At 66.9% G+C, this 16,172-nt stretch carries 20 protein-coding genes; 11 read left to right on the plus strand and 9 right to left on the minus strand.

What is annotated here, in order from left to right; translation table 11 throughout:
* Window positions 1-59: 59 nt before the first annotated feature.
* Entirely contained in the window at window positions 60-446 is a 387-nt protein-coding gene (locus ACWFRJ_RS32185; RefSeq protein ID WP_453538856.1) for an ATP-binding protein, read from the minus strand.
* 321 nt (window positions 447-767) lie between these two features.
* Here ACWFRJ_RS32185 and ACWFRJ_RS32190 point away from each other — a divergent pair, with 321 nt between their 5' ends.
* The 8 genes from ACWFRJ_RS32190 to ACWFRJ_RS32225 all read left to right on the plus strand — a co-directional run bounded on the left by ACWFRJ_RS32190 (window position 768) and on the right by ACWFRJ_RS32225 (window position 6,133).
* Window positions 768-1,622, plus strand: coding sequence for a helix-turn-helix domain-containing protein (locus ACWFRJ_RS32190; protein ID WP_453538858.1), 855 nt, complete (start codon window positions 768-770; stop codon window positions 1,620-1,622).
* A gap of 11 nt (window positions 1,623-1,633) precedes the next feature.
* Window positions 1,634-1,834, plus strand: coding sequence for a DUF397 domain-containing protein (locus ACWFRJ_RS32195; protein ID WP_453538861.1), 201 nt, complete (start codon window positions 1,634-1,636; stop codon window positions 1,832-1,834).
* 147 nt (window positions 1,835-1,981) lie between these two features.
* Window positions 1,982-2,188 (plus strand): hypothetical protein, encoded by a 207-nt coding sequence (locus tag ACWFRJ_RS32200; RefSeq protein ID WP_453538864.1) that lies wholly within the window; start codon window positions 1,982-1,984, stop codon window positions 2,186-2,188.
* Complete coding sequence (locus ACWFRJ_RS32205) at window positions 2,172-2,696, plus strand: DUF6879 family protein (protein ID WP_453538867.1); 525 nt, start codon at window positions 2,172-2,174, stop codon at window positions 2,694-2,696. The genes ACWFRJ_RS32200 and ACWFRJ_RS32205 overlap by 17 nt, the downstream gene beginning before the upstream one ends.
* Window positions 2,680-3,516, plus strand: coding sequence for a Scr1 family TA system antitoxin-like transcriptional regulator (locus ACWFRJ_RS32210; RefSeq protein ID WP_453538870.1), 837 nt, complete (start codon window positions 2,680-2,682; stop codon window positions 3,514-3,516). The genes ACWFRJ_RS32205 and ACWFRJ_RS32210 overlap by 17 nt, the downstream gene beginning before the upstream one ends.
* 356 nt (window positions 3,517-3,872) lie before the next feature.
* On the plus strand, window positions 3,873-5,030 hold the full coding sequence (locus ACWFRJ_RS32215; protein ID WP_453538873.1) for a radical SAM protein: 1,158 nt from the start codon (window positions 3,873-3,875) through the stop codon (window positions 5,028-5,030).
* A gap of 4 nt (window positions 5,031-5,034) precedes the next feature.
* On the plus strand, window positions 5,035-5,247 hold the full coding sequence (locus tag ACWFRJ_RS32220) for a hypothetical protein (RefSeq protein WP_453538876.1): 213 nt from the start codon (window positions 5,035-5,037) through the stop codon (window positions 5,245-5,247).
* Between the two features lie 76 nt (window positions 5,248-5,323).
* A complete protein-coding gene (locus ACWFRJ_RS32225) occupies window positions 5,324-6,133 on the plus strand; it encodes an aminoglycoside phosphotransferase (protein WP_453538879.1) in 810 nt (269 codons plus the stop codon).
* A gap of 12 nt (window positions 6,134-6,145) precedes the next feature.
* Here ACWFRJ_RS32225 and ACWFRJ_RS32230 read toward each other — a convergent pair whose 3' ends face one another.
* The gene (locus tag ACWFRJ_RS32230) at window positions 6,146-7,015 is read right to left on the minus strand and encodes a hypothetical protein (RefSeq protein WP_453538882.1); all 870 of its coding nucleotides are present in this window, start codon (window positions 7,013-7,015) and stop codon (window positions 6,146-6,148) included.
* Window positions 7,016-7,276: 261 nt separating this feature from the next.
* Between ACWFRJ_RS32230 and ACWFRJ_RS32235 the strand changes: the two genes are divergently transcribed.
* Window positions 7,277-8,149: a hypothetical protein gene (locus tag ACWFRJ_RS32235; protein WP_453538884.1), complete on the plus strand. Its 873-nt coding sequence runs from the start codon at window positions 7,277-7,279 to the stop codon at window positions 8,147-8,149.
* Window positions 8,150-8,261: 112 nt separating this feature from the next.
* On the plus strand, window positions 8,262-8,750 hold the full coding sequence (locus ACWFRJ_RS32240) for a hypothetical protein (RefSeq protein ID WP_453538887.1): 489 nt from the start codon (window positions 8,262-8,264) through the stop codon (window positions 8,748-8,750).
* A 104-nt stretch (window positions 8,751-8,854) separates the two neighbouring features.
* Here ACWFRJ_RS32240 and ACWFRJ_RS32245 read toward each other — a convergent pair whose 3' ends face one another.
* The 5 genes from ACWFRJ_RS32245 to rpsB all read right to left on the minus strand — a co-directional run bounded on the left by ACWFRJ_RS32245 (window position 8,855) and on the right by rpsB (window position 13,507).
* Window positions 8,855-9,922, minus strand: coding sequence for a phosphatidate cytidylyltransferase (locus tag ACWFRJ_RS32245; RefSeq protein WP_453538890.1), 1,068 nt, complete (start codon window positions 9,920-9,922; stop codon window positions 8,855-8,857).
* Between the two features lie 34 nt (window positions 9,923-9,956).
* Window positions 9,957-10,514 (minus strand): ribosome recycling factor, encoded by a 558-nt coding sequence (gene frr, locus ACWFRJ_RS32250; RefSeq protein ID WP_351165429.1) that lies wholly within the window; start codon window positions 10,512-10,514, stop codon window positions 9,957-9,959.
* A gap of 148 nt (window positions 10,515-10,662) precedes the next feature.
* Entirely contained in the window at window positions 10,663-11,424 is a 762-nt protein-coding gene (gene pyrH / locus ACWFRJ_RS32255) for a UMP kinase (RefSeq protein ID WP_389908935.1), read from the minus strand.
* Window positions 11,425-11,610: 186 nt separating this feature from the next.
* A complete protein-coding gene (gene tsf / locus ACWFRJ_RS32260) occupies window positions 11,611-12,447 on the minus strand; it encodes a translation elongation factor Ts (protein ID WP_453538895.1) in 837 nt (278 codons plus the stop codon).
* A gap of 94 nt (window positions 12,448-12,541) precedes the next feature.
* On the minus strand, window positions 12,542-13,507 hold the full coding sequence (gene rpsB / locus ACWFRJ_RS32265) for a 30S ribosomal protein S2 (RefSeq protein ID WP_453538898.1): 966 nt from the start codon (window positions 13,505-13,507) through the stop codon (window positions 12,542-12,544).
* 290 nt (window positions 13,508-13,797) lie between these two features.
* On the opposite strand from rpsB, the gene ACWFRJ_RS32270 reads away from it, so the two are divergent.
* Window positions 13,798-14,556 (plus strand): peptidoglycan DD-metalloendopeptidase family protein, encoded by a 759-nt coding sequence (locus ACWFRJ_RS32270; protein ID WP_453538901.1) that lies wholly within the window; start codon window positions 13,798-13,800, stop codon window positions 14,554-14,556.
* Here ACWFRJ_RS32270 and ACWFRJ_RS32275 read toward each other — a convergent pair.
* Together ACWFRJ_RS32275 and whiG are read right to left on the minus strand one after the other, a co-directional pair.
* The gene (locus tag ACWFRJ_RS32275; RefSeq protein WP_453539394.1) at window positions 14,528-15,085 is read right to left on the minus strand and encodes a TetR/AcrR family transcriptional regulator; all 558 of its coding nucleotides are present in this window, start codon (window positions 15,083-15,085) and stop codon (window positions 14,528-14,530) included. The two genes, ACWFRJ_RS32270 and ACWFRJ_RS32275, sit on opposite strands and share 29 nt — an antisense overlap.
* 132 nt (window positions 15,086-15,217) lie before the next feature.
* Window positions 15,218-16,060: an RNA polymerase sigma factor WhiG gene (whiG, locus tag ACWFRJ_RS32280; protein WP_383270743.1), complete on the minus strand. Its 843-nt coding sequence runs from the start codon at window positions 16,058-16,060 to the stop codon at window positions 15,218-15,220.
* Between the last annotated feature and the right edge of the window lie 112 nt (window positions 16,061-16,172).

The raw sequence follows: 16,172 nt of genomic DNA on the forward strand, positions 1-16,172 counted from the left end.
ACACGAAGCGGGCCATGGAGGTCGTCCATTCACGGATACATTCACCATGTTCGGGCTGATCAGGAGAAGTTTCGTTCGCCCTCAACGAGGCGAAACCACACTGCCTTTGATGTCGGCTCTGGTTCGCCGAAGTGCGTGATTCCCCAAGCGTCGGCACAGGCGTCGACGATGAATAGGCCACGGCCGTCCTCGCCGTCCACCACCGGCTGGGGCGTCAGGCTGTAGCTCGGCTTGTCGTCGTGCACACAGACCCGGGTTTGGTGCTCGTCGACCGTCACCTCGACGTGCACGATGCGCGTCGCCGTATGGCGATAGACGTTGGTGACGATTTCGCTCGTCAAGAGGCGTGCGGTCTGTGCAAGCGTCTCGTGCCCCGTCGTGCAGAACAGAGTGACGACCAGGTTCCGCAGCACGACAGCGGCTGTCGGTACGTTCGCCGCGGTCAATCGGTAGGTCGTAGAGGACTGAGGTGCGTGAAGCACAGCGGGTGCTAAGGCTTTAGGCATCTTTTCGTCTCCCAACGCGGTTGTAGTGTGCGCTGCTCGCCACCGTGGCTCTGGCCGCCCCAAGGAAGGAGGGATGGCGCACCCACGAGGGCGTGCGTCAGCGGCTGCACTGCGGGATTACCGGCGTGCTGCGTGGTGCCACTTGGGAACGTAGGGGGCAACTATGCTCCGGAGCAAGGGTGTTCCATATCTATGGCCCTAACGAGTGGACCAGTGGAGCGACTACGCGACACACTCAGGGCAGACAAGGGGAAGGGACTTATGCCGCCGAGGGACAACCCCACCGCACGTCAGGCCCGATTGGGCGCGGAGCTGCGGAAGTTGCGCGACCGCGCAGGCAAGACTGCCCGTGAGTCCGCTGGACTGCTGTCCACCGACCAAGCCAAGATCAGCCACATAGAAGCGGGACGCGTCGGAATCAGCGATGACCGCATCCGCCGCCTATGCACGTTCTATCAATGCGCCGACGAGGCACTGATCGATGCGCTGTGCGCCATCGCGCGCGAGCGTCGCGGGCAGTACTGGTTCGACGAGTACCGGGGCACACTTGTCCCTGGCTTCCTGGACATCGCCGAGCTTGAGCATCATGCCCTGCGGCTCCGATCGATGCAGAGCGTCACTCTTCCCGGTCTGCTCCAGACCGAGCGATATGCACACGCCCTGTTCTCGGGGGTTCGCCCCAAGCTGCCGCTCGACGAGGTCGAACTACGCGTCGAGCACCGAATGAAGCGGTCGGCCATCTTCGAGCGTGAGTCCCCACCACCGTTCATGGCGATCATCCACGAGGCGGCGCTGCGCATGCGCTTCGGCGGCCGCAAGGTTGCTCGTGAGCAGCTTGAACACCTGATGGCGGCCTCACACAGCCCCACCATTACCGTGCGAGTGATCCCCTTCACGAGCGAGGACTTCATTGAGGTCACTCAACCGGTCTTGTACGCCAAGGGTGTTGTGCCCCAACTCGACACTGTGCAGCTCGACAGTGCCTCGGGGAATCAGTTCCTAGATGCCGAGGCCGACCTGTTGAAGTACACGACTCTGCTCGACATCGCCGAGCACGCGTCCCTTGATCCAGACGAATCGCGAAGCATCATCCATCACATCGCACGAGAACTGTGAGACACGTAGGCATGAGCGGATCCATACAGTGGCAGAAGTCGTCGTTCTCAGGTGGCGATGGCCCCAACTGCGTCGAGATGGCGCAGCATGAGGGCGGGATCGTGATGCGCGAGAGCGACGTTCCCGACAGCATCATCGTCACCAGCCGCGCCAATCTGGCAGCCTTCATCGCGGGCGTCAAAGTGGGCGAGTTCGACCACCTCATCGCGTAGCAACACCTGCTGTCCTTCTCGGGAGACAGGGGGTCTCTTTATGCGAGTACGCGCATAAACGCGCACTCGCATAGACGCCGGTCAGACCGTCCCCGTAGCGTCATGCAGACCAGCCCGCAGGGGGCCGGACAAGGGGGTTCATCGTCCATGGCACGCGAGGAATTGACCCGGCTCACTGGCAACGGCAACGGCACGTGCGGCGAGGAGGACTGCCCGAACATCTACCGGACGGCAAGTGGCTCAGTCGTCGTTCAAGGGAGCGTCTCAGAGGCGTTCACCCCGCCGTCCGGTGAGGCCCTGGTGGAGATCCCGGAGGAAGTGTTGAGGGAGGCCGTACGTGCTCTTGGATGGTGACGAGTGGCGTCGTCGGTTCGCGGAGATCAATCAAGAAGCCTGGCGGCTTGAGACGCTTCCGCAGTACCTCGTACCGCAGGAAGCTGAAGAGTTCGCAGACTTCCGTGAAGGCCGGCCCATGACGCCGTACACCGCGTCCTCGTACACAGAACGCGTCTCACGGCAGCGCGCCGAGGGCAAGCACAACGGGCGCGTGCACATCGTGACGCAGCCGCTCTCCGACTACCTGCGGTTCGAGTTCGCCCGGTTCTACGAGGTACACGCTCGGGCTGGGGACGAAATCCGCATCCTCGATGTGACCGACCGCCCCAACCCTCTTGCTGGGGCCCCGGACTTCTGGATGTTCGACCGCGTGGAAGTCGTCCTCATGAACTATGAGGACGACGGCACACAGATCAATCGCGAGGTGTTCGAAGGGGACGCGTCCCCATTCCTCGAATACCAGCGGATCGCGATGGCCGCGTCGGTGCCCTTCGAGGAGTACGTGAACGGTGGCCATCGAGCCTGACGAGCTTGACCAGTCTGGCCTCGAACTGGCAGCCATGCTCAAATACCTCCGCAATCAAGCCGGACTCTCTGGGGTCCGGCTTGCTGCGCGTTGCAACATGTCTCAGTCCAAGATCAGCCGTATCGAGGGGAACAAGCTCCGCCCGTCCCTGGTCGATGTCGAGCAGATCCTCAGAGCTCTGAGCATTTCCCCAGCCGTCGCAGCCGAAGTAATGGCCATGGCTCGCATAGCGCAGACGGAGTGGCAGGATCGCAAGGCTCTGCACCGGAAGGGGCTGGACAAGAAGCAGCTAGAACTTGCAGGAATCGAAGCAACCACCAGCGAATTCCGCTACTTCCTGCTGTCGATGACCACGGCCCTACTGGCAACTCCGGACTACATCCGGGAAAGCATCGCGCACGCGCCACCGGCCCAACAGGCCAAGACCGTCGGTATGAAGCTTGAACGGCAGGCCGTTCTGCTAGACCGCTCGAAGCGCTTCACGTTCCTGCTCACCGAGCAAGCCATCCGATACCCGCTGATCTCCCCAGACGCAATGGCCATGCAGATCGACCGACTAGCCTCGCTCGCCCTCCAGACCAACATACGGATTGGCGTGCTTCCCATGGGGAGGAAGTTCAGTAACACTCCCTTGAGTACGTTCACGATCTACGACGACCGTCTAGCAACGATCGAGACAGACCTAGGTGCGGCCGTCTTTCGTGACCCCAAGGACATTCACTCACTCCTCGACCGGTTTACCGGCTACGAGGAACACGCCACTTTCGGAGATGATGCGCGCGATCAATTGACCACCTGGGCCTGGTCGTTCCGCCGTTGATCTTTAGTCCTCAACGCGAATAACGCTAGATCCGCGCCCTCGCCGGGCCGACGATGAAGCCATGCCGACTAAACCGGAGTCGCCGAGAAAACCGTCTGCCCCGCGGGGTTGGCGCGTGGAGCCGATCCCCAGTCGCACGGCCTACAAGGACGATGCCGCGCACATTCGAATTCCGGTCTGGCTGTCAAAGAACGGTCGACATACAGCAGACACAGAGATGGTCCTGCTGCCCTCAGAGGCCGAGCTGCTGGCCGATCACTTGGCCGACGCCATGGGCAGCAAAGCCCGGGCCGTCCTCCACGAACTGATGCAGGGAAGCGCCGCCACTCGCCTATTCCGCTCGCCGGAAGGGAACCATGCCCCCACCCAAGCACGAACTGATCGCTAGTCCGTTCCTCGACGAGTACCTGGTCTTACGCCCCGGCAACGACAACGGGGTACAGATCCCACTCACCAGGTTCCTCGAACTGAGCAGGGCTGCGAGCGCCGGCTCCGAGGTACCGCAGTGGCTCGTCGAAGGCGCCCGCCAGGCGTGGGGGCTCGCCCTTCCCGCGCATCGTCCCCAGCGGGATACCGTCCTGGTTCGCGCGCCCTCCCCGTTCGGCATGGCCCGCGCGTCCTACGAAATCAACAAGGGCTGTGACTACGACTGCTCACACTGCTACCTCGGCTTGAAGCGGTTCGAGGGGCTGCCGTGGGCCGACAAGGTCCGCCTACTCGACATCATGCGCGACGCTGGCGTGCTCTGGCTCCAGATCACAGGCGGCGAACCGCTTATCGACCGCGAGTTCCCCGAGGCGTACTCATACGCCTACGACCTCGGCATCATGCCGACGATCTCCACCAATGGATCGCAGCTCCATAAGCGGAGGATTCTTGAGGCGCTCACCGAACGCCCGCCGCACCACCTGTCCCTGAGCGTCTACGGCGCCACCGAAGAGACGTACGACGGATTCACCCGCAACCGAGGCGCGTTCAGCCGCTTCATCCGGGGACTCGACGCCGCCCGCGAGGCTGGACTTCGCTTGCAGTTGAACATCGTGATCACCAAGGACAACGTCGCCGAGTTCGCCGCCATGGAACGGCTCAGCGAGCCCTACGGGCAGGCGTTCGTGTTCACCAACATGTCGCCCACGATCCAGGGCGACGCGACCCCGATTCCTGAGCAGGCCGCAAAGTACCTGCGCAAGCGGAAGCCATTCACGGGCTGCAATGCCGGACACACCTTCTTTCACGCTGACCCGTTCGGCCACGCGTCCATATGCAAGATCGGCCGTGACCCGCACATTCCCCTGATGCAGGAAGGGATCGAGGGACTCAAACGCCTCGGCGAGATCGCTGACGGCCTACAGCTTCGTACCGGGGGCTGCGCCGGCTGCACGTTCGGTCAGAAGGACGCCGACGGCAACCCGGGCGGCTGCACCACTTGCCGCCCCATGGCCAAGCTCTATCAGGAGGCGAAGGCACCTCGAAACATGTACTGCCAGCACCCCGACCCCGAACCAGTGAGGTAAATCCATGGCAACCACCGTCGAGCTCCACAGTACGGAAGAGACCCGGTCCCCCGGCCCCGTGATGGTCGCGATCACGTCCCGCCCGACCGCACAGTTCCCCGTCGCGATCACATCCCGGCCCATCGGCGATGCCGAGTTCCGGATCACGAAGGAGATCGGCACATTCTCCGAGAGCCTCGGCTGCTCGTGCCAGGCCGACGACGACCAGCCGTACTAAACCGACACGCGCACCGAGCCGCCCCCACCCGCCACAGAGTCAAGGGCGGCTCGGCCGTCCGCCCCAGGAACCCCACATGCCCGTAACCCGTGCCCACTGGGACGACCTGCCCCTCCCCGCGCGCGAAGCAGTCGAGCAACGCTCCGGTCCGATTCTGCGCACCCGCACAGCCGAGGCCGGCGCCAACTCCGGGATCGCCGCCACCGCGTACACCGCCGACACAACCCTGTTCATCAAGGGCGTGCCCATCGACCACCCACAGGTCCGCACACAGCAGCGCGAGGCCGCCATCAACCCGTACCTGCCCCCGGCCTCCCCGCGCCTCCTCTGGCACGAGCAGGTCGCAGGCTGGGACCTGCTCGGATACGAGCACCTCGTCGGCCGCCATGCCGACTACGCCCCCGGTTCCCCCGATCTGCCGCTCGTCGCCCGCGCCTTGGTCGAGCTTCAGAACACGCCGTGCCCCGACATCGCGCTCAAGCGCGCCGAGGACCGGTGGAGTGGCTACGCGGGCCCCGCCGGTGTCGAGCAGTTCGTCGGGGGCACCCTGCTGCACACCGACCTCGCGCCGCACAACGTGCTCGTCACCGAGCGCGCCCACTTGATCGACTGGGCATGGCCGACGCGCGGCGCCGCATGGATCGACCCCGCCGTTCTCATCCTGCGGCTCATGGAAGCCGGTCACACGGCGGAAGCTGCGGACGGATGGGCGCGCTGGCAGTTCCCGTCATGGGCAGCCGCCCCACGGGCATCCGTCGCCGCGTTCTCCGAAGCGAACGCCCGAACGTGGGACGAGATCGCCCGCAACGATCCGCAGCATTGGAAGAAGTACATGGGTCGCCTCGCTCACGACTGGGTGGCCTACTGGCGATCAGGAAGCGCGTGATCCCCCCCGGCGTCACTCGGCCCCGCGGCCCCCGTCCGCCAAAAGTTCGTCAAAACGCGCCCACCCCTCCCAGCTCCAGACGTCCGCGTCCGCATCCGCGCGCAGCGGGACAAAGCGGCCCAGCTCGAAGTCGTCGGAGTCGGCGGACACGTCGAACCAGTGCTCGTCGGCGACCTCGGTCCCCAGGCCCACCGTCCGGGCGGTCAGCCGGACCAGCAGCTTCACCCCCTCCGCGTCCGACAGGTCCTTCCCCTGGATCTGGTCTAGGGGCAGTGCGGCGAGCGGGGCGTCGACGGGTATCCAGACCGTGAACGGGGCCCCGCGCTCCACCGCGAGCCACGCCCTCTCGTCCGCCCGCTCACCCTTCTCGTCCAGGACCTGGAGCCACTTCTTGTAGACGACGCGACTGTCGCCGTACGGGGATCGCTCCAGGTAGCGCAGGTGTGCGCGGGCCCGCAGATCGACCACCGAGAGATTGTCGAAGTGGTTGTAGAAGCGGACCGCGATCACCGCGTCCTCGGGATCGTGCCCCTCCGCCACCGGGAAGTCGGCGGTGCGCCCCGGCGAGATACTGGCCCGGCGCCGCCAGATGAACGGGCGCAGCGCGAACATCTTCACCAGCACGATTCCCAGGAGCACCGCGGGCACCAGTGCTCCGGTCACCGAGGCGAACGTGGCGAGCAGCGCGTGTGCGAGGTTGTCCGGCTCGGGGTCGAGATTGTCGGTGCCGACACAGGCTCGCAACGCCGCCAGGGAGATGTCGAGCAGCGCGGCCACGTCGCTGAACCGCCGCCCGAGCCCCTGCGCCGACTCCTCAGTGAGCGTCCATACCACCGCTATGGCCACGGCGAGGCCGGTCAGCGCGCCCAGCGTCATGAGCATCAGGGCATGGACCGACCGCCCTGCGATCCACCATCGAACCGATATCCGATGCCGCGGATGTGTCGAAGGGCGCCGAAAGCGCCAGGCCGAAGGTCTCAACTCATGCTCCCCGTAAGGGGGTTATCGTAACGGAGCAGATTCCTTCACGGCAGGTGCACGAGCCGTTCCCGCAGCGTCCGACAGCCTCACTGTCCCGACATGGGTAGACCCGATGTGGAAGGCTGTGCCCGCCGCACGATCCGATCCTGAAGGGTGTTGGCCGTGAAGGACCGAAGCCTCGAAGCGCTGGGCCTGGACGACGTTCCCGCCAAGCTCCCCCTCACCTACCCGGGCCGGCCGGCCACTGAGCCCGCCCTGCTCTCCGGCGACGAGCTGCTGCCGCTGGACGTGCGGCAACTGCGGCTCGGAGACTGGCCGGTGGCCCAGGGACGACGCCTCGACGAGACGCTGCGGGAGCTCGGCCAGGTGGGGGCGGGCCTGCGGCACCCGGTGATCGCGGTGGGCTCCAACGCCTCTCCCGGCCAGGTCAGCCACAAGCTCACCCGGCTCGGCATCCCGGCGACCGTCCCGATGGTGCCGGTAGAGGTACGGGGTGTGGGGATCGGCTGCTCGGGCCACATCAGCCCGGCCGGTTACGTCGCGGCCACCCCGTACATCGACCGGTCGGCGCGGGCCACCCTGGTGGTGACCTGGCTCGACGCCACCCAGCTGAAGGCCGTCGACGACACCGAGTTCCCCGACTACCGGCGGGCCATCCTGCCCGGCGACGAGTTCGACATGGTCATGCCCTCCGGGGAGCGGCTCGGCGGCGCCTACATCTACTTCAGCGCGCACGGAGTACTCGCGGGCTCTGACGGGCGGCCGAGGCCGGGCGGTGGAGACCAGTCCGAGTTGCTCGCGGCCCTGCTCTTCGAATCGGAGGACCTGCGGCAACTCCTCGGACCCGATCCGACCACCTGGGTGGCCAAGGCGGGCGCCGACCGAGAGGTGCGCGAGCGCGGCACGGCGATCTTCGGCGCGACGGGCCGGGTCCTCCCGCAGAACGAATTCCTGCCGTACCTGGACGACTCCGGCGACCTGCGGTTCTACGACGATCTGCCCCCGCTGGCCGGCTCCCTGCCGTCGATGGCGTAGCCGGGAAATGGGTGCGGGCCGCCTGGCGTAGCACAAATGGACAATGTCATGTGCCTGACATGATCACTAGAATCCCCGTGCCAACATCAACTCCGCTGGAGGTCATCAGCACGTGTTGAATCAAACGGGGAAAGCGCTTCTGATCGGCGCCACCGCAGCGCTCGCCGCAGCGACCGCGATACCGGCCCAGGCAGCGAGCGGGGCAGCGAGCGGGGCAGGGGCAAGGGCGGGAGTCGGGGCCGCCGCGGTCAGCAAGCACCAAGAAGTGCGCTGCGTGCAGCAGAGCGGCAGGACCTGCGCGTACTCGGTCTCCTTCTTCTACTGGAACAAGAAGGGCTCCAACAAGCGTGGCCTGAACTACGTCCAGTCGGCCAGGTCGCCGTACAAGGCGGGCAAGGCGCGCTGGCTCTACAAGCAGCCGGGCGGCTCGACGCACGTGGGCAAGAGCTGGCGCAAGGCGCACTCGGTTCCGCACGGCAACGCCGCCGAGGTCGAGTGGGGCAAGGTCGGGGCGAACACCGGGCCCAAGTTCCGCAAGGGCACGCTCGTCTGCGTGCAGTGGAAGAACGTCTCCAAGAAGGCGTGCCACACGCTGAAGTAGACGGCCCATGAGCCCCGTACGGGATACGAATACGGGATACGAAAAGGGGCTCGCCGTCCTATGGACAGTGAGCCCCTCACGTATGTCGTATGCAGGTCTGCAGGTCAGCCGGATCCCACGAAGACGACCAACAGCAGCCACACCACCGGCGCCGTCGGCAGCAGGGAGTCGAGGCGGTCCATGATGCCCCCGTGGCCGGGGAGCAGCGTGCCCATGTCCTTGATGCCGAGGTCACGCTTGATCATGGATTCGCCGAGGTCACCGAGGGTCGCGCTCACGGCGACCGCGAGGCCGATGAGCAGCCCCTGCCACCACGTGCCGCCGTCTATCAGGAACTCCATGCACAGCGCACCCCCCGCCATCGCGAACGTCACCGCACCGACCAGGCCCTCGCGGGTCTTGCCGGGGCTGATGCGCGGGGCGAGCTTGTGCTTGCCGAAGCGCCAGCCGATCGCGTACGCCCCGGTGTCGCTGACCACGGTCAGGAGCAGGAACGTGAGGACCCGCTTCGGGCCGTCGTCCGCGGTGAGCATCAGCGCCACGAACGTGGCGAGGAACGGGACGTAGAACGCCGCGAAGACGCCCGCCGTGACGTCCTTCAGATAGCCCTCCGGCGGCTCGGTCATCCGCCAGACGAGCACCGCGAGCGCGGTGAGCGCCATGGCGACCCAGGCGCCCTCGGGCCCGCGGACGTACCCGGCGACGACCATCGCGGCGCCGCCCACCGCGAGCGGGACAAGGGGCGCCTTGATGCCCTTGCGCTCCTCGAGCCGCGAGGTGAGCTCCCAGAGACCGACCACGACGGCGACCGCTATGACGCCGATGAAGACGGCCTTCACGATGAAGAGCGACGCGACGACCATCGCGCCGAGCCCCACGCCGACTCCTATGGCCGCCCCGAGGTCACGGCCCGCGCTCTTCTTCTGCGGCGCTCGAGGCGCACGCGGCGTCTCAGGGGCGGGCTGTGATGCTGCGCTGGGCATGGGCTCCTGGGGTACTTCAGGCACGTCAGGCATGTCGGGCACGATGGGCATGGGCTGCGTCTCTGATGGATACAGGGCGTCATGCGCATCGTACGCGGGACCTGCCGGGGCAGCCCCTTGAGCAGGGCCCTGGTCGGGCGGCCCCCAGTACCCGGCTCTGGGAGGCGCCCCCCAGGAAGAGTCGTTCACGGATCGGATTCCTCAGTCCTCAGACCACGAGCCCTCAGACCTCGAGCAGCTCGGCTTCCTTGTGCTTGAGCAGCTCGTCCACCTGGGCGACGTACTTCGCCGTGGTGTCGTCGAGCTCCTTCTCCGCGCGACGGCCCTCGTCCTCGCCGATGTCGCCGTCCTTGATCGCCTTGTCGATCGATTCCTTGGCCTTGCGGCGGATGGAACGGATCGAGATCTTGGAGTCCTCGGCCTTGGTCTTGGCGACCTTGATGTACTCCTTGCGGCGGTCCTGCGTCAGCTCGGGGAACGTCACCCGGATGATGTTCCCATCATTGCTGGGGTTGACGCCGAGGTCGGAGTCGCGGATCGCCTGTTCGATGTTGCGCAGCGCGCTCTTGTCGAACGGGGTCACCACGGCCATCCGCGGCTCGGGCACCGAGAACGAGGCCAGCTGGTTGATCGGCGTAAGGGCGCCGTAGTAGTCGGCCACGATCTTGTTGAACATCGCCGGGTGCGCACGGCCTGTGCGAATCGCGGCGAAGTCCTCCTTGGCGACCACGACGGCCTTCTCCATCTTCTCCTCGGCCTCGAGGAGGGTCTCTTCGATCACCACTTGCTCCTGGTGTTGTGAGTGGGCTGGGGCGCCCCCACACGGTGAAGTAGGGGGAGTCCATGGGGTGTCGGCTGCGTCGCGTCTCTTTCCCTGCACCGTGTCCGACCGGCAGGGCTTTGTCCATCCCCCGGGGGCGTCCCCGGGATCAGGCGCGGGTACCCCCGTCACCCACGAGTGTGCCGATCTTCTCACCCTTGACGGCACGGGCGATATTGCCGGTGGAGAGCAACTCGAAGACCAGGATGGGCAACTTGTTGTCGCGGCACAGGGTGATCGCGGTCATGTCGGCGACCTTCAGGTCGCGGGTGATGACCTCGCCGTAGCCGAGCGCGTCGTACTTGACCGCGTCCGGGTTGGTCTTGGGGTCGGAGTCGTAGACCCCGTCGACGCCGTTCTTACCCATGAGCAGGGCCTCGGCGTCGATCTCCAGGGCGCGCTGCGCCGCGGTCGTGTCGGTGGAGAAGTACGGCATGCCCATACCCGCACCGAAGATGACCACACGGCCCTTCTCCAGGTGCCGTACGGCGCGCAGCGGGATGTACGGCTCCGCGACCTGGCCCATCGTGATGGCGGTCTGGACGCGGCACTCGATGCCTTCCTTCTCCAGGAAGTCCTGGAGGGCCAGGCAGTTCATGACCGTGCCGAGCATGCCCATGTAGTCGGAGCGGGCACGGTCCATGCCGCGCTGCTGCAGCTCGGCGCCGCGGAAGAAGTTGCCGCCGCCGATGACGGCCGCGATCTGGGCACCGTCGCGGACGACCGCGGCGATCTCCTTGGCGATCGCGTGCACCACGTCGGGGTCGACGCCAAGGCCGCCCCCGCCGGCGAATGCCTCACCGGAGAGCTTCAGCAGGAAACGACCGGGGACTTTTTCGTCGCCACTGTTTGTGTCGGCCTTGGTGGTCATGGAGTTCTCGCTTCTTTTTGCTCGGCGCACATACGAAGAAGGCCACTGCCGGTGGGGTGTCGTTCGCATCCCATGCTCGGCAATGGCCTCCTCGTCAGATCCTGCGGTCGTACGTCGCGTACTGCGTGAGTACGCGGGCGACCGCTGTCGACCCTAGCGGGGTCTACCGTCGATCGCGGTACTGACTCAGATGCCGACCTTGATGCGCGAGAAGCGCTTCAGGGTGACACCGGCCTCGTCCAGGACCTTCTGGACGGACTTCTTGTTGTCGAGCGCGTACGGCTGACCGAGGAGGGTGGCCTCCTTGAAGAAGCCGTTGACGCGACCCTCGACGATCTTGGGCAGCGCGGCCTCGGGCTTGCCCTCAGCGCGGGTGGTCTCCTCGGCGACGCGACGCTCGGACTCGACGATCTCGGCCGGGACGTCCTCGCGGGAGAGGTACTTCGGCGCGAAGGCGGCGATGTGCTGCGCAATGCCCTTGGCGAGGTCGGCGTCGGCCTTGTCCAGCTCGACCAGGACACCGATCTGCGGGGGCAGGTCGGGCATGGTGCGGTGCATGTACGCGGTCACGAAGGCGCCCGAGAACTGCGCGAAGCGCTCCAGGACGATCTTCTCGCCGAGGGTGGCGTTGGCCTCGTCGACGTACGCCTGGACGGTCTTGCCGGCCTCGATCTCGGACGCGAGCAGCGCCTCGAGGTCGGCCGGGGACGTCTTGGCGATGTGCGCGGCCAGCGCGCCCGCGACGGCCTGGAACTTGTCACCCTTGGCGACGAAGTCCGTCTCGCACTTCAGCTCGACGATCACGCCGGAGGTGTTGTCGTCAGCGATGAGGGAGACCACGGCGCCGTTCTCGGCGGAGCGGCCCTCGCGCTTGGCGACGCCCTTCTGGCCCTTGATGCGCAGGGCCTCGACGGCCTGGTCGACGCTGCCGTCAGCCTCGTCGAGCGCCTTCTTGCAGTCCATCATGCCGGCGCCCGTGAGCTCACGGAGCTTCTTGACGTCAGCGGCGGTGTAGTTCGCCATGATCCTGAAATTCTCTTTCGAAGGTCTGAAAGATCTACGGGTGAACGGCGGGGGCCTGATGGGCCCCCGCCGTCAACTACCGAACCTGTGAAGGTCAGGCCTGCTCGGTCTCCGCGGCGGGGGCCTCGGCGGCGGCAACCTCGGCGGGGGCCTCGGCCTGCTCGGCGTCGGCGGCCTTCTCCGTCTCGGCGGACTTCTGAACCTCGGCGTCAGCCTCGGCCTCAGCGGCCTTCGGCTCGTCGGCCTTGGCCTCCTCGTCAGCCTTGGGCTCGTCGGCCTTCTTCTCGCCCTCGAGCAGGTCGCGCTCCCACTCGGCGAGGGGCTCGCCGGCGGCCTTCTCGCCCGGCTTCTGGTCGCCAGTGGCGACGCCGGAACGGGAGATGAGGCCCTCGGCGACGGCGTCAGCGATCACGCGGGTGAGCAGGGTGACGGAGCGGATCGCGTCGTCGTTGCCCGGAATCTTGTAGTCGACCTCGTCGGGGTCACAGTTCGTGTCGAGGATCGCGACGACCGGAATGTTGAGCTTCCGGGCCTCGCCGACAGCGATGTGCTCCTTCTTGGTGTCCACGATCCAGACGGCGCTGGGCACCTTGGACATCTCGCGGATACCGCCGAGGGTCTTCTCCAGCTTGGCCTTCTCGCGGGAGAGGACGAGCAGCTCCTTCTTGGTGAGGCCGGACGCGGCCACATCCTCGAAGTCGATCTGCTCGAGCTCCTTCAGGCGCTGGAGGCGCTTGTAGACGGTCGAGAAGTTGGTGAGCATGCCGCCCAGCCAGCGCTGGTTCACGTAGGGCATGCCGACGCGGGTCGCCTGCTCGGCGATGGCCTCCTGCGCCTGCTTCTTCGTGCCGACGAACATGACCGTGCCGCCGTGGGCGACGGTCTCCTTGACGAACTCGTAGGCGCGGTCGATGTACGACAGCGACTGGAGCAGGTCGATGATGTAGATGCCGTTGCGCTCCGTGAAGATGAAGCGCTTCATCTTCGGGTTCCAACGGCGGGTCTGGTGACCGAAGTGGACGCCGCTTTCCAGCAGCTCCCGCATCGTGACGACGGCCATGGCCGTACTCCTAGGTGTTCTCGGTTGTGCCGCGTCCGCCGGATGACGGTCGCGCCTGACGCCCGCGCTGCGCCGTGCCGCAAAGGACCGAGAGGCGCTGGCACCTGGCTTTTGATGGCCTGGTGTCGGGGCGTGCGAAGTCGACCCGGTGACCCGGATCGCCACAAGAAGTGTACGGGACCCGCGAGGCAGTGGGTGACGCCGCTGTCCACAAGCGGATGGTCGTCCACAGATCCGGGCCATGATCCCTGCGGACGGGCCCGGCGCGGGACGGTTCTGGCATGTCTCACATGCGAAGAAGCCTTGGCCGTGTGCCTGTGATTGTGGTTGTGCTTGTGCTTGTGCTTGTGCTGCTGACCGTGGCGCTGACCACTGCGGCGGTGCTGCCTGCCGTCGCGGCCGACCCTGGCAGGGAGCCGGTGCCGAAAGTGGCGGGCGCGTGGCCGGTCGGAGTGCGGCCCTCAGTCGTACGGGGCTGGGAGCCTCCGGCGTCGGAGTACGGGCGGGGGCACCGGGGCGTGGACCTCGCGGCGGCGCCGGGCACAGTCGTTCGGGCGGTGGCACCGGGCAGGGTCTCGTTCGCGGGCCGGGTGGCGGGCCGTGGCGTGATCGCGGTGGAGCTGGCGGGCTCGGGGGATCCGCCCCTGCGCACGACGTACGGGCCGGTGCGGGCCACGGTCAAGAAGGGCGCCGAGGTGGCGACGGGTGAGGCGCTGGGGGTGCTGGAACTCCCCACGGGACCCACGGGACCCACGGGACCCCCGGCACCCACAGCACCCACAGCGCCTGCGGCCCACTGCCCCAGCAGCTGCCTGCACTGGGGCCTGCTGAGGGCTGATACGTACCTGAACCCGCTGTCGCTGCTGCCGCCGTGGCTCCTTGGGCACGGGGCGTCCCGTCTGCTGCCGGTGATCGACGTGCCTGTCCTGCGGCTGATGCCGCCTTGGGCAGGCGTCCCGCACGGCAGAGCAGGCGGACGCGGCACCCCACCGCCAGGACCAGGAGTCGACGAACGAGGCCTCAGCCCCGCACACCCCGCAGCGCCATGACGACGGCCGCCTCGGTGATGGCGGACGGATCCTCCGCGGCGCCCAGCTCGATCCGCCGCACAGCCGCGTCCACGACACCCTGCAGAAGCATCGCCGCGAGCCGGGGCTCCGCATGTCCCAGCTCGTGCAACGCCTCGCCGATCATGGCGACGAGCCCACCGTGCGCGGCCCGGATCTTCTCCCGCGCCCCCGCGTCCAACTCGGCCGCGGAGATCGCGACGACAGCCCTGTGCCGCCGGTCCCCCACCAGATCGAGCTGCCGACGGACGTACGCCTCGACCTTGCCCTCGGCGGAATCCGCCCGCTCCATCGCCGCCGACACCTCCGCCGCCCAAACGGGGAAGTCGACCTCGCACAGCTCCTCGACGACCGCGGCACGCGACCGGAAGTACTCGTACACGGAAGACCGCGCGAGCCCCGTGCGCTCGGCGAGAGCGGGGAAGGTCAACGCCTCCGTACCGCCCTCGGACAGCAGGGAGCGCGCGGCGTCCAACAGGGCGCCCCGCTGCATCGACCGGTGCTCGGCCACAGAGGCCGCTCGAATCCTTGGCACGCGCTCCACTCTACGGACGTGACCGCCGGGACGGGAGTCGTTCCACCTCGAAGAACCCCACACCGGCACCTCACAGCACGGGCCGTGGGCAGGGACGATTCAGCGCGCTCAGCGGCCGAAACTCGCCAGCTTCGCCCGCAGCTGGAGCACCGATTTCGTGTGGATCTGGCTCACCCGGCTCTCCGTCACGCCGAGCACGTTGCCGATCTCGGCGAGCGTGAGGCCTTCGTAGTAGTAGAGGGTGACGACGGTCTTCTCCCGCTCCGGCAGCGTGTTGATCGAGCGCGCGAGCAGCCGTCGCAGCTCGCGGTCCTCGGCGACCTCCACGGGGTTGTCGGCCGCGGTGTCCTCGAGCGTGTCCATCAGGCTCAGCCGGTTGCCGCCCTCGCCACCGACGTGCAGGAGCTCCTCGAGGGCCACCACGTTCGCCAGCGACAACTGGCTGAAAACAGCGTGCAGTTCCTCGATCGCCACCCCCATCTCGTGGGCGACCTCGCTCTCCGACGGCGTGCGCCGCAGCTGGGCTTCCAGCGTGGCGTAGGCCCGCTCGACGTTGCGCGCCTTCTGCCGCACGGAGCGGGGGATCCAGTCGAGCGCCCGCAGTTCGTCGATCATCGCGCCACGGATGCGAGTGATCGCGTACGTCTCGAACTTGATCGACCGCTCGATGTCGAACTTCTCGATCGCGTCGATCAGACCGAACACCCCGGACGAGACGAAGTCCGCCTGCTCGACGTTGGGCGGCAACCCCACGCTGACCCGACCCGCGACGTACTTCACCAGCGGCGAGTAGTGCAGGATCAACTGCTCGCGCAGCCGCCCGTCCCCCGTCTCCTTGTACGACCGCCACAGCTCGTCCAGCGACGAGGGGGCGGGGGGCCGCTCCCGCTCGCCGCTACGGGCGGCGGGAGGAGCTGCCGCCCGGTCGGACCCTGAGGTGTGCTGGGGCATTCGTTGCCTTGAGCCGTTCTGCCGTGAACCGGTGAGGTCGTGCGAGCCGATGGATTCGCCCGCACCCGCGAGGTGGTGATCTTGCGTGAAGTGAATGAGGTTGTCCGTCTGC

This window comes from Streptomyces sp. NPDC055239, from assembly GCF_053606205.1.

What these genes read in the sequence shown, in the direction of transcription:
- ACWFRJ_RS32190 (WP_453538858.1), top strand. Translation starts at nt 768, where the DNA reads ATGCCGCCGAGGGACAACCCCACCGCACGTCAGGCCCGATTGGGCGCG.
- ACWFRJ_RS32195 (WP_453538861.1), top strand. Translation starts at nt 1,634, where the DNA reads ATGAGCGGATCCATACAGTGGCAGAAGTCGTCGTTCTCAGGTGGCGAT.
- ACWFRJ_RS32200 (WP_453538864.1), top strand. Translation starts at nt 1,982, where the DNA reads ATGGCACGCGAGGAATTGACCCGGCTCACTGGCAACGGCAACGGCACG.
- ACWFRJ_RS32215 (WP_453538873.1), top strand. Translation starts at nt 3,873, where the DNA reads ATGCCCCCACCCAAGCACGAACTGATCGCTAGTCCGTTCCTCGACGAG.
- ACWFRJ_RS32220 (WP_453538876.1), top strand. Translation starts at nt 5,035, where the DNA reads ATGGCAACCACCGTCGAGCTCCACAGTACGGAAGAGACCCGGTCCCCC.
- ACWFRJ_RS32225 (WP_453538879.1), top strand. Translation starts at nt 5,324, where the DNA reads ATGCCCGTAACCCGTGCCCACTGGGACGACCTGCCCCTCCCCGCGCGC.
- ACWFRJ_RS32230 (WP_453538882.1), bottom strand. Translation starts at nt 7,015, where the DNA reads ATGCTCATGACGCTGGGCGCGCTGACCGGCCTCGCCGTGGCCATAGCG.
- pyrH (WP_389908935.1), bottom strand. Translation starts at nt 11,424, where the DNA reads ATGACCACCAAGGCCGACACAAACAGTGGCGACGAAAAAGTCCCCGGT.
- tsf (WP_453538895.1), bottom strand. Translation starts at nt 12,447, where the DNA reads ATGGCGAACTACACCGCCGCTGACGTCAAGAAGCTCCGTGAGCTCACG.
- rpsB (WP_453538898.1), bottom strand. Translation starts at nt 13,507, where the DNA reads ATGGCCGTCGTCACGATGCGGGAGCTGCTGGAAAGCGGCGTCCACTTC.
- ACWFRJ_RS32270 (WP_453538901.1), top strand. Translation starts at nt 13,798, where the DNA reads ATGCGAAGAAGCCTTGGCCGTGTGCCTGTGATTGTGGTTGTGCTTGTG.
- whiG (WP_383270743.1), bottom strand. Translation starts at nt 16,060, where the DNA reads ATGCCCCAGCACACCTCAGGGTCCGACCGGGCGGCAGCTCCTCCCGCC.